Raw genomic sequence first — 12,073 nt, 5'->3', positions numbered from 1 at the left:
TGCGTCTGTTCTTTGAGAACTCAATAGCGTGTTTGTTTGTTTTTGTGATGCCAGTTTTTTGTTTTACTGGTTGATTGAAAATTTGGTGGAGTAGCAGAATTTTGTTTTGTTTCTCTGTCTTTTTCTTTTGGCTGGGATTGTATTTTTCTTATGGAGAGTTTGATCCTGGCTCAGGACGAACGCTGGCGGCGTGCTTAACACATGCAAGTCGAACGCTGAAGCCTGCAGCTTGCTGTGGGTGGATGAGTGGCGAACGGGTGAGTAACACGTGAGTAACCTGCCCCTGACTCTGGGATAAGCCTGGGAAACTGGGTCTAATACCGGATATGACCATTCTCCGCATGGAGTGGTGGTGGAAAGTTTTTCGGTTGGGGATGGGCTCGCGGCCTATCAGCTTGTTGGTGGGGTGATGGCCTACCAAGGCGACGACGGGTAGCCGGCCTGAGAGGGCGACCGGCCACACTGGGACTGAGACACGGCCCAGACTCCTACGGGAGGCAGCAGTGGGGAATATTGCACAATGGGGGAAACCCTGATGCAGCGACGCCGCGTGGGGGATGACGGCCTTCGGGTTGTAAACCTCTTTCAGTAGGGAAGAAGCCTTCGGGTGACGGTACCTGCAGAAGAAGTACCGGCTAACTACGTGCCAGCAGCCGCGGTAATACGTAGGGTACAAGCGTTGTCCGGAATTATTGGGCGTAAAGAGCTCGTAGGTGGTTTGTCGCGTCTGCTGTGGAAACGCAAGGCTCAACCTTGCGCGTGCAGTGGGTACGGGCGAACTAGAGTGCAGTAGGGGAGTCTGGAATTCCTGGTGTAGCGGTGAAATGCGCAGATATCAGGAGGAACACCGGTGGCGAAGGCGGGACTCTGGGCTGTAACTGACGCTGAGGAGCGAAAGCATGGGGAGCGAACAGGATTAGATACCCTGGTAGTCCATGCCGTAAACGTTGGGCACTAGGTGTGGGGTCCATTCCACGGATTCCGCGCCGTAGCTAACGCATTAAGTGCCCCGCCTGGGAAGTACGGCCGCAAGGCTAAAACTCAAAGGAATTGACGGGGGCCCGCACAAGCGGCGGAGCATGCGGATTAATTCGATGCAACGCGAAGAACCTTACCAAGGCTTGACATACACCGGAATGTGCCAGAGATGGTTCAGCCCTTTGGGCTGGTGTACAGGTGGTGCATGGTTGTCGTCAGCTCGTGTCGTGAGATGTTGGGTTAAGTCCCGCAACGAGCGCAACCCTCGTTCTATGTTGCCAGCACGTGATGGTGGGAACTCATAGGAGACTGCCGGGGTCAACTCGGAGGAAGGTGGGGATGACGTCAAATCATCATGCCCTTTATGTCTTGGGCTTCACGCATGCTACAATGGTCGGTACAGAGGGTTGCGATGTCGTGAGGCGGAGCGAATCCCAGAAAGCCGGTCTCAGTTCGGATCGTAGTCTGCAACTCGACTACGTGAAGTCGGAGTCGCTAGTAATCGCAGATCAGCAACGCTGCGGTGAATACGTTCCCGGGCCTTGTACACACCGCCCGTCAAGTCACGAAAGTCGGTAACACCCGAAGCCGGTGGCCTAACCCTTGTGGGGGGAGCCGTCGAAGGTGGGACTGGTGATTGGGACTAAGTCGTAACAAGGTAGCCGTACCGGAAGGTGCGGCTGGATCACCTCCTTTCTAAGGAGCGAACACATTTCAGTGTTGCCATGCCCGTGCCATGTGTGTGCGGGGTGGTTGCTCATGGGTGGAACATCATAAGAACTGCTGCCTTCGGGGTCTTCGGGTCCTGGGGGTGGTGCCTGCCTGTCGGTGGCCTGTGTGCTGCTGGTGGGTGGGGGACGGACACGCTGTTGGGTCCTGGGAGAACAGGCCCCCACGTTTGTGGGTGGGTGTTTTTCTGTGGATGGCGGTCCTGCTGCCGTGCCGGCCTTCGGGTCGGTGTGCGGGGTGGGGTCTGCTGGTTGTTTGAGAATCGTATAGTGGACGCGAGTATCTGGACATCCTGCGCGCATATGTGTGTGGGGTGTTCTGTGTGATTTTGTTGTTGTGTTTCTTGTGTTATCCGACTCGGATGCGCCCGGTGCGTGGTTTCGGCTGCGTGGGGGTGTGTGTGAGTGTTCAAGAGCGCATGGTGGATGCCTTGGCATCAGGAGCCGATGAAGGACGTTGTAACCTGCGATAAGCCTCGGGGAGTTGGTAAACGAACGGTGATCCGAGGGTGTCCGAATGGGGGAACCCCGCGACATGTCATGTGTCGTGACCCGCATCTGAATATATAGGGTGTGTGGGGGGAACGTGGGGAAGTGAAACATCTCAGTACCCACAGGAAGAGAAAATAAGAATGATTCCGTGAGTAGTGGCGAGCGAAAGCGGAAGAGCCTAAACCGTGTGTGTGTCAAGCGTGCAGGCGTTGCATGTGCGGTGTTGTGGGGCTATCCGTCCGGGGTCTGCATTCCCTGGGCATGGTTGTGGTGTGTGTAGTCGAACAGGTTGGGAAGCCTGACCGGAGTGGGTGAGAGTCCCGTAGACGAAACGTGTGCCGGCTGTGTGTGATGGTTCCCGAGTAGGACGGGACTCGTGTAATCCCGTGTGAATCTGCCAGGACCACCTGGTAAGGCTAAATACTCCCTGATGACCGATAGCGGAGAGTACCGTGAGGGAATGGTGAAAAGTACCCCGGGAGGGGAGTGAAATAGTACCTGAAACCATGTGCTTACAAGCCGTCAGAGCCTTTCGGGGTGATGGCGTGCCTTTTGAAGAATGAGCCTGCGAGTTAGCGGTGCGTGGCGAGGTTAACCCTGGTGGGGAAGCCGTAGCGAAAGCGAGTCCGAATAGGGCGTCCCAGTCGCGTGTCCTAGACCCGAAGCGGAGTGATCTAGCCATGGGCAGGGTGAAGCACGTGTAAGAGCGTGTGGAGGCCCGCACCCACTTCAGTTGAAAATGGAGGGGATGACCTGTGGTTAGGGGTGAAAGGCCAATCAAACTCTGTGATAGCTGGTTCTCCCCGAAATGCATTTAGGTGCAGCGTTGCGTGTTGCTTGCCGGAGGTAGAGCTACTGGATGGCTGATGGGCCCCACCGGGTTACTGACGTCAGCCAAACTCCGAATGCCGGTAAGTGTAAGCGTGGCAGTGAGACTGCGGGGGATAAGCTTCGTAGTCGAGAGGGAAACAGCCCAGACCACCAACTAAGGCCCCTAAGCGTGTGCTCAGTGGGAAAGGATGTGGAGTTGCGAAGACAACCAGGAGGTTGGCTTAGAAGCAGCCACCCTTGAAAGAGTGCGTAATAGCTCACTGGTCAAGTGATTCCGCGCCGATAATGTAGCGGGGCTTAAGTACACCGCCGAAGTTGTGGCAATACCACGTGTGATGAGCCGCCGGCATGTCCGGTTGGTTGAGTTGTGGTATTGGGTAGGGGAGCGTCGTGTGGCCGGTGAAGCTGCGGAGTGATCCAGTGGTGGAGGCTATACGAGTGAGAATGCAGGCATGAGTAGCGAAAGACGGGTGAGAAACCCGTCCGCCGGATGACCAAGGGTTCCAGGGCTAGGCTAATCCGCCCTGGGTAAGTCGGGACCTAAGGCGAGGCCGACAGGCGTAGTCGATGGACAACGGGTTGATATTCCCGTACCGGCGAAGAACCGCCAATACCGAGGCATGTGATACTAACCGGCCGAGACTGTCTCCTGTCCTTCGGGACGGGTGCACGGTTGAGGGTGGGACCTGAATGTGTAGTAGGTAAGCGTGTTAACAGGTGTGACGCAGGAAGGTAGCCGGGCCGCGCGATGGTTGTCGTGGTCTAAGGTCGTAGGGCGACAGGTAGGTAAATCCGTCTGTCATGTGCCTGAGAGCTGATGGGCACCCACATCTGGTGGGTGATCCGGTGATCCTATGCTGCCGAGAAAAGCATCGACGTGAGGTTCTAGCCGCCCGTACCCTATTACCGACTCAGGTGGTCAGGTAGAGAATACTAAGGCGATCGAGAGAATCGTGGTTAAGGAACTCGGCAAAATGCCCCCGTAACTTCGGGAGAAGGGGGGCCATCCCGGTGATGAGAACATGCTTCTCGGAGCTGGTGGTGGCCGCAGAGACCAGGGAGAAGCGACTGTTTACTAAAAACACAGGTCCGTGCGAAGTTGTAAGACGATGTATACGGACTGACGCCTGCCCGGTGCTGGAAGGTTAAGAGGACCTGTTAGAACTTCGGTTCGAAGCGGAGAATTTAAGCCCCAGTAAACGGCGGTGGTAACTATAACCATCCTAAGGTAGCGAAATTCCTTGTCGGGTAAGTTCCGACCTGCACGAATGGCGTAACGACTTCTCCACTGTCTCAACCACGAACTCGGCGAAATTGCACTACGAGTAAAGATGCTCGTTACGCGCAGCAGGACGGAAAGACCCCGAGACCTTCACTACAGTTTGGTATTGGTGTTCGGTGTGGCTTGTGTAGGATAGGTGGGAGACTGTGAAGCATGCACGCCAGTGTGTGTGGAGTCATCGTTGAAATACCACTCTGGCCATAGTGGATTCCTTAACTTCGGACCCTGATCGGGTTCAGGGACAGTGCCTGATGGGTAGTTTAACTGGGGCGGTTGCCTCCCAAAGAGTAACGGAGGCGCCCAAAGGTTCCCTCAGCCTGGTTGGCAATCAGGTGTCGAGTGTAAGTGCACAAGGGAGCTTGACTGTGAGACGGACGTGTCGAGCAGGAGCGAAAGCTGGGACTAGTGACCCGGCCGTGGATTGTGGAATCGCGGTCGCTCAACGGATAAAAGGTACCTCGGGGATAACAGGCTGATCTTGCCCAAGAGTCCATATCGACGGCATGGTTTGGCACCTCGATGTCGGCTCGTCGCATCCTGGGGCTGTAGTCGGTCCCAAGGGTTGGGCTGTTCGCCCATTAAAGCGGTACGCGAGCTGGGTTTAGAACGTCGTGAGACAGTTCGGTCCCTATCCGCTGCGTGCGTAGGAAATTTGAGAAGGGCTGTCCTTAGTACGAGAGGACCGGGACGGACGAACCTCTGGTGTGCCAGTTGTACCGCCAGGTGCATGGCTGGTTGGCTACGTTCGGAAAGGATAACCGCTGAAAGCATCTAAGCGGGAAGCCTGCTTCAAGATGAGATTTCCATTGAGGCGCCCTACAGACTATGGGGTTGATAGGCCAGATGTGGAAACGCAGCAATGCGTGGAGCTGACTGGTACTAATACGCCGATCACTCACCCACCACCCTATTTCCGGGTGTGTTCGGGTCGGGTAACACAAGCACACACACCATCACTGTGCACACACCACCCCCGCCGGTAAGCCGGCCGGGTGGAGACACGCTCGCGTCCACACATACGACACCCCCACACCACGTGTCGGGGGTTCCGCAGAACGAACACGCCCGCCGTGTTCCCCATAGTTTTGCGGTGGTCATAGCGGCAGGGAAACGCCCGGTCCCATTCCGAACCCGGAAGCTAAGCCTGCCAGCGCTGATGGTACTGCACTCGACAGGGTGTGGGAGAGTAAGACACCGCCGCAATTGATGTGACGAAGGCCCCGAGACACAGTCTCGGGGCCTTCGGTCATTCACGCCCGTTGCGTCACGCACCCCCGGTTCGGTCTCCGTCTTCGCCCGGCCCATTCATTCCTTTCTTCGGTGGTCATTCACGTCTTCGTCGGCGATGACGTGCTGAGCGCGTATGTGGGGATTGGTTCCTGCAGTCTCATCGATTCTTTGCGCTGGTCGGCGTCGTTCCCGAGTGGCCCCGGCGCGGGCGCCGATCGTCAACCTTCGTCGGGTGGCCAATTTCTGGCTGCTCTGCCGTCATCCGGCAGCTCTCTGACCGCTCTTCCACGGTCATCGAACACTGTCCTCGCTGGGCCTTCCTCGGTGACCGTGCGCCGGCCTGGCTGAGCGGGACCACTTTCAGATCTTCCGCAGCGGCCGGGACTGCCGACTGGTCGTCCACGGAAGGATTGCACGTGCTGGGCGTGAACGCACCATGTGTACTGCGGGGTATCTGCTGATCTGCGCGCAATAACCCGCAGATCAGCAGATACCCCGCAGTACGGCGGCTTGCGGTGGCGTTGTTGGCTGGCGGAGGCGCGGATGTGCATGCGCCGATCGCATGAGCAGCGGACTGCGAACCGCGAGTGGATCTGTGGTTTCGAGCGGGTGTTCTTAGCTGTTCGCTCGTGGCACGGGCAACGACTGCGAATGCGGTCGCTCGGTCCCGTGATTCCATTCAGCGTCTGCGGGCACGGCGGTCGATGCGTCTGTCTGCACTGACCGCGGCACCCGTGCCGCCCGTGGAGGCGGTGTTCGCTCACTGCGTGCAGCGGGCCTCGTGCCGCCCGTGGAGGCGGTGTTCGCTCACTGCGTGCAGCGGGCCTCGTGCCGTCCCTGCAGTCGATGCCTCGTTCACTGCGTGAGGACGGCGATCGTGGACCCCGTGCAGACGATGCTCCTTCGTTGCATGCAGTAACACCCGTGTCATCAGTGCAGCCAGTGTCCGTACTACTCCGCGGAGGCGGTGAACGAGCACTGTCTGCGGCTCGGGCGGGTCTCGAAGGGTGGCCGCCGTCATGGACCGCCCACCGGGGCGCATACGATAGCACTCATGTCACTGCATACTTCTCTCCAGCCGATCTTCGACACGGTCCTGCGACGGAACCCGGGGGAATCCGAGTTCCACCAGGCCGCACACGAAGTGCTCCACTCCCTCGGTGCCGTCGTCGACAAGCACCCCGAGTACCTCCACCTCGCTGCGGTGGAGCGGCTGTGCGAGCCGGAGCGCCAGATCATCTTCCGCGTTCCGTGGATCGACGACAACGGCGTGGTGCAGATCAACCGCGCCTACCGCGTCGAGTTCAACTCCGCGCTCGGACCCTACAAGGGCGGGCTGCGGTTCCATCCGACGGTGAGCTCGGGCATCATCAAGTTCCTCGGGTTCGAGCAGACGTTCAAGAACGCACTCACCGGAATGCCGATCGGTGGCGGCAAGGGCGGCTCCGACTTCGACCCGAAGGGCAAGAGCAACCTCGAGATCATGCGCTTCTGCCAGTCGCTCATGACGGAGCTCTACCGGCACATCGGTGAGTACACCGACGTCCCGGCCGGCGACATCGGCGTGGGCGAGCGCGAGATCGGCTACATGTTCGGGCAGTTCCGTCGGATCACCAATCGCTACGAGGCCGGTGTGCTCACCGGCAAGAGCCTGACCTACGGCGGCTCGATGGTCCGCACCGAGGCGACCGGGTACGGCCTCGTGTTCTTCGTCCGGGAGATGCTCGCGGTGCGCGGGATCGACCTCGGCGGCAAGTCCGTCGTCGTGTCCGGATCCGGCAACGTCGCGATCCACGCGGCGGAGAAGGCGCAGGCGCTCGGTGCGACCGTCATCGGCATGTCGGACTCGTCCGGGTACATCGAGGACCGCGAGGGCATCGACATCCCGCTGATGAAGGAGGTCAAGCTCGCCGAGGGCCTCCGGATCTCCGCCTACGCCGACCGCCGTCCGAGCGCCCGGTTCGTCGAGAACGGGAACGTGTGGGACATCGCCACCGACATCGCCCTGCCGTGCGCCACGCAGAACGAGCTCGACGAGGACTCCGCGCGGACGCTCGTGGCGAACGGCGTCACCGCCGTGGCCGAGGGCGCGAACATGCCGTGCACCCCGGCGGCCGTGCGGATCTTCTCCGAGGCCGGCGTGCTGTTCGGCCCCGGCAAGGCCGCCAACGCCGGTGGCGTGGCGACGAGCGCGCTCGAGATGCAGCAGAACGCCTCGCGCGACAGCTGGGACTTCGCGTTCACCGAGCGCAAGCTCGACGAGATCATGTCGGGCATCCACGAGCGCTGCGCGGCCGCAGCGGAGCAGTACGGCACCCCGGGGGACTACGTCGCCGGGGCGAACATCGCGGGCTTCGTGCGGGTCGCCGAGGCGATGAAGGCTCAGGGCGTCGTCTGACCCGGGGCGTCTCGCCCCACGACGGTTCCATAGGAGTCGCCGAATCGCACGAGCGGACGGCCGGTGCCGCGGGCGCCGGCCGTTCCGCATGCCCGGACCTCGCCCACGAGGAGCGTGTGGGTGGCGATCTCGAGCCGCTCGGTGATGCGGAGCTCGAAGTACGCGAGGGCGCCGGCGATCACCGGGAGCCCACCGGGAGAGGGATGCGTGGGGGTGGAGTCGAGGAGCCCGTGCAGCGGCTGGCCGGGTTCGCCCAACCACTGGGCGGTCCCCTTCTGATCCGCGGAGAGCACGCTGAGCGCGCACGCATCGACGAGGTCGAGCGACTCCATCATCCGGGACCCGGTGTAGACGCTCACCGCCATCGTCGGCGGGTCCCACGACACGTCGAGGTAGGAGTCGACGGTGATCGCATGGGGCCGTCCGGCGCGGAGGCATGTGAGAACCGCGACACCCCGGGCGATCCCGCTCGCCAGCCGGCGGTAGTCGTCGACGAAGCCGGGCCGGTCGGGAGTGCTCGAAGCGGCTGATGAACCGGGGTCCGGGTGCGCTGGCGGGGTCGGCAGGTCGGCGGACCGGGGGCCGGGGTGCGCGGGCGTGCGGTGCGGATCGGACATGCGTTCCAGTCTAGGAGTCCTAGAATGGACCCATGTCCGAAACCACTCCGCAGTCCGGCGGCGCCGCCACGATCGAGCGCCAGGCCCAGGAACAGCTCGTCGAGCCCGGCGACCACGAACGCTTCTCGCACTACGCGCCCAAGGCGAAGATCATGGAGTCCATGGTCACCGGCACGCCGCTCATCGCCCTGTGCGGCAAGGTGTGGGTGCCCACCCGGGACCCCGAGCGGTTCCCGGTGTGCCCCAAGTGCAAGGAGATCTTCGAGTCGATGCCCGAAGGACCCCAGGAGTAGATGACGGGTCCGCAGAGGGTCCCTGGCACCTCAGCGGCCGAGCACCTGCCACCCGCATTCCCCGAACGCGCCGCGTGGGGGACGGCGGGGAAGCTGCGTGCGTGGCAGGCCGAGGCGCTCGACCAGTACTTCCGCACCGAACCGCGCGATTTCCTCGCCGTCGCAACCCCCGGCGCCGGGAAGACGACCTTCGCGCTCCGGCTCGCCGCTGAGCTGCTCGCCCAGCACAAGGTCGACCGGGTCACCGTCGTCGCCCCCACCGAGCACCTCAAGACCCAGTGGGCGGACGCCGCCGGCCGCGTCGGCATCCGGCTCGACCCCCGGTTCAAGAACAGCCAGGGTCGTCACGGCGCGGGCTACCACGGGGTCGCGGTCACCTACGCCCAGGTGGCGGCCAAGCCGGTGCTCCACCACAACCGCACCGCCGCCGCCCGCACGCTCGTCATCCTCGACGAGATCCACCACGCCGGCGACAGCCTGTCGTGGGGCGATGCGATCCGCGAGGCGTTCGAACCCGCGCGGCGGCGCCTGTCGCTCACCGGCACGCCGTTCCGCTCGGACACCTCGCCGATCCCGTTCGTCGAGTACGCCCCCGACGACGAGGGCATCCGGATCTCGCAGTCGGACTACTCGTACGGCTACGCCCGCGCCCTCAAGGACGGCGTCGTCCGCCCGGTGATCTTCATGACGTACTCCGGGCAGATGCGGTGGCGGACGAAGACCGGTGACGAGATGACTGCCCTGCTCGGCGCCGAGGCGACGAAGGACATCCACGCCCAGGCCTGGCGCACCGCGCTCGACCCCAAGGGCGAGTGGATCCCCGCCGTCCTCACCGCCGCCGACCGCCGGCTCACCGAGGTCCGTCGCACCGTGCCCGACGCCGGCGGCCTCGTCATCGCGACCGATCAGGAGACCGCGCGCGCCTATGCGAAGCGGCTCCGGGAGCTCACCGGGGAACCGGTCACCGTGGTGCTGTCCGACGAGGCCGGTGCGAGCCGGCGGATCGAGGAGTTCCAGGAGTCCGACCGGCGCTGGATGGTCGCGGTCCGGATGGTGTCCGAGGGCGTGGACGTGCCCCGGCTCGCCGTCGGCGTGTACGCGACCTCCTCGTCGACCCCGCTGTTCTTCGCGCAGGCGATCGGACGCTTCGTGCGGGCCCGCAAGCGCGGGGAGACCGCTTCGATCTTCCTCCCGAGCGTGCCGATCCTCCTCGCGCTCGCCAACGCCCTCGAGGCCGAGCGCGACCACGCTCTCGATCGGCGCCCCGACCCCGAGGACGACGCGGAGGTGAGCTTCGACGACGAGGCGCTCGACCGCGCGAACGCCGCGGAGAGCGCATCCGACGACCTGCTCGGCTCCTTCGAGGCGCTCGATGCCCAGGCATCCTTCGACCGCGTGCTGTTCGACGGCGGCGAGTTCGGGGCCGGGGGAGCGGTCGGCTCCGAGGACGAGCTCGACTTCATCGGACTTCCCGGTCTCCTCGACCCCGACCAGGTCACCGCCCTGCTGCGCACCCGGCAGGCCGAGCAGACGAAGCGCAGGACGAACGGATCCGGGGCCGACGGACCGGCACCGGCGGTGACCGACGAGCTCGAGCACCGTGCGCTCAAGGAGGAGCGCACCCAACTGCAGAGCCTCGTCGGCGCCTGGGCGCGGCGGACCGGCAAGCCGCACGGCACGATCCATGTCGAGCTCCGCCCCGCCGGGGGCGGCCCGCCGGTCGCACAGGCGAGCCGGGCGCAGATCCAGGCGCGGATCCAGAAGCTCCAGGCCTGGTTCGTCGGCCGTCGCTGAGCGCGGCGTCGTCCCCAGGGCGCCGGTGGGCACGGGCACCTGCACGACCCGGACGCCGTATGCACCCGCGCCGGGGGCTCAGTCGGAGTAGTATACCGTCGGGATCGCCGGCTCGCCGTCCTGCAGCCGGTGGGCCGAGCGGGGGAGCTCGGCGATCGATTCGGCATGGCGCACCTGCGCCCTCCGCACGCCCTCGGCTCCGGTGAGCGCATCGTCGATCGTGCCGTCGGTGACGAGATCGACGAGCAGCGGGCGGCCGTCGAAGTCGGCCGGGAGGTCGGGGACGCCGATCGACTCCTCGGTCGCGATCGTGCCGTCGTAGCTGCGCACGGCCTGCTTGATCCCGCCGCGCGAGGACTTGTTCTTCGACGCCTTCTCGACCGCCACCCACGTGCCGTCGGAGCCCTGGCGGGCGACGAGCTTGTAGACGAGGCTCGCCGTGGGAGCTCCCGATCCGGTGACGACCCGGGTGCCGACGCCGTAGGCGTCGACCGGGGCCGCCTGGAGGGATGCGATCGCGTACTCGTCGAGGTCGCTCGTCACGGTGATCTTCGTCCCCGTCGCGCCGCGCGAGTCGAGCTTCTCGCGCACCTCGTGCGCCTGGATCCCGAGGTCGCCGGAGTCGAGGCGCACGCCGCCGAGCTCGGGCCCGGCGAGCTCGATCGCGATGTCGAGCGCCGCGTCGACGTCGTAGGTGTCGAGGAGCAGGACGGTGTCGCGGCCGAGCGACTCGATCTGCGCGGCGAAGGCCTGGCGCTCCGAGTCGTGGAGGAGGGTGAACGAGTGGGCCGAGGTGCCGATCGTGCGCAGCCCGTAGCGGCGCCCGGCCTCGAGGTTCGAGGTCGACGCGAAGCCGGCGATGACCGAGGCACGGGCGGCGGCCACGGCCGCGGCCTCGTGGGTGCGGCGCGATCCCATCTCCGCGCACGGCCGATCGCCGGCGGCGCCGCTCATCCGGGAGGCCGCCGAGGCGACCGCGGTGTCGTAGTTGAGCGCGGACAGGATAAGGGTCTCGAGGACGACCGCCTCGGCGAACGTCGACTCCACGGTGAGCAGCGGCGAGCCGGGGAAGTAGACCTCGCCCTCGGCGTAGCCGCGGATCGTCCCGCCGAACCGGTAGGCGGCGAGCCAGTCGAGGGTCGCGGCGTCGACCACCCCGGTGGAGCGGAGGAACTCGAGCTCGGCGGAGCCGAACCGGAAGTCGCGGAGCATCTCGAGCACCCGGCCGGTGCCGGCGACCACACCGTACCGACGGCCGTGGGGGAGTCGACGGCCGAACACCTCGAACACGCTGCGCCGGTCGGCGGTGCCCGCCGCGAGCGCGGCCTGGAGCATCGTGAGCTCGTAATGATCGGTGAAGAGCGCCGTCGACGGCGAGGAGGGTGTGAGATCACTCATACGACCGATCCTATTGCACGGATTCCGGGGTT

5 protein-coding genes and 3 rRNA genes are annotated in these 12,073 nt (G+C 63.8%); 6 read left to right on the top strand and 2 right to left on the bottom strand.

All coding sequences use genetic code 11. The features are described 5' to 3' along the window. Positions 1–147 precede the first annotated feature (147 nt). From C1A17_RS05350 to gdhA, 4 genes are all read left to right on the top strand, one after another. Positions 148–1,674 (top strand): 16S ribosomal RNA (locus C1A17_RS05350). 431 nt (positions 1,675–2,105) lie between these two features. Next, positions 2,106–5,214, top strand: a 23S ribosomal RNA gene (locus C1A17_RS05345). A 183-nt stretch (positions 5,215–5,397) separates the two neighbouring features. Then, positions 5,398–5,514, top strand: a 5S ribosomal RNA gene (gene rrf, locus C1A17_RS05340). The 16S, 23S and 5S rRNA genes sit together here, the layout of an rRNA operon. A 1,081-nt stretch (positions 5,515–6,595) precedes the next feature. After that, positions 6,596–7,939 (top strand): NADP-specific glutamate dehydrogenase, encoded by a 1,344-nt coding sequence (gene gdhA, locus C1A17_RS05335; protein WP_180953220.1) that lies wholly within the window; start codon positions 6,596–6,598, stop codon positions 7,937–7,939. Here gdhA and C1A17_RS05330 read toward each other — a convergent pair. Next, the gene (locus C1A17_RS05330; RefSeq protein ID WP_101651408.1) at positions 7,924–8,556 is read right to left on the bottom strand and encodes a flavin reductase family protein; all 633 of its coding nucleotides are present in this window, start codon (positions 8,554–8,556) and stop codon (positions 7,924–7,926) included. The two genes, gdhA and C1A17_RS05330, sit on opposite strands and share 16 nt — an antisense overlap. Positions 8,557–8,588: 32 nt before the next feature. Here C1A17_RS05330 and C1A17_RS05325 point away from each other — a divergent pair, with 32 nt between their 5' ends. Further along, positions 8,589–8,849, top strand: a complete 261-nt coding sequence (locus C1A17_RS05325) for a DUF3039 domain-containing protein (RefSeq protein WP_101651406.1) — start codon at positions 8,589–8,591, stop codon at positions 8,847–8,849. After that, positions 8,850–10,643, top strand: coding sequence for a DEAD/DEAH box helicase (locus C1A17_RS05320; protein ID WP_101651404.1), 1,794 nt, complete (start codon positions 8,850–8,852; stop codon positions 10,641–10,643). Between the two features lie 78 nt (positions 10,644–10,721). Here C1A17_RS05320 and C1A17_RS05315 read toward each other — a convergent pair whose 3' ends face one another. Next, positions 10,722–12,041, bottom strand: a complete 1,320-nt coding sequence (locus C1A17_RS05315; RefSeq protein ID WP_101651402.1) for a nicotinate phosphoribosyltransferase — start codon at positions 12,039–12,041, stop codon at positions 10,722–10,724. Positions 12,042–12,073: the final 32 nt, after the last annotated feature.

Source organism: Brevibacterium ihuae (assembly GCF_900184225.1).
GTDB lineage: Bacteria > Actinomycetota > Actinomycetes > Actinomycetales > Brevibacteriaceae > Brevibacterium > Brevibacterium ihuae.
The sequence above is the reverse complement of the archived record's forward strand: the minus strand, read 5'-3'. Positions and strand labels throughout refer to the sequence as shown.

Excerpts from the sequence above, each read along its gene's own strand:
- C1A17_RS05315 (WP_101651402.1), bottom strand. The coding sequence starts at position 12,041 with ATGAGTGATCTCACACCCTCCTCGCCGTCGACGGCGCTCTTCACCGAT.
- gdhA (WP_180953220.1), top strand. The coding sequence starts at position 6,596 with ATGTCACTGCATACTTCTCTCCAGCCGATCTTCGACACGGTCCTGCGA.
- C1A17_RS05330 (WP_101651408.1), bottom strand. The coding sequence starts at position 8,556 with ATGTCCGATCCGCACCGCACGCCCGCGCACCCCGGCCCCCGGTCCGCC.
- C1A17_RS05320 (WP_101651404.1), top strand. The coding sequence starts at position 8,850 with ATGACGGGTCCGCAGAGGGTCCCTGGCACCTCAGCGGCCGAGCACCTG.
- C1A17_RS05325 (WP_101651406.1), top strand. The coding sequence starts at position 8,589 with ATGTCCGAAACCACTCCGCAGTCCGGCGGCGCCGCCACGATCGAGCGC.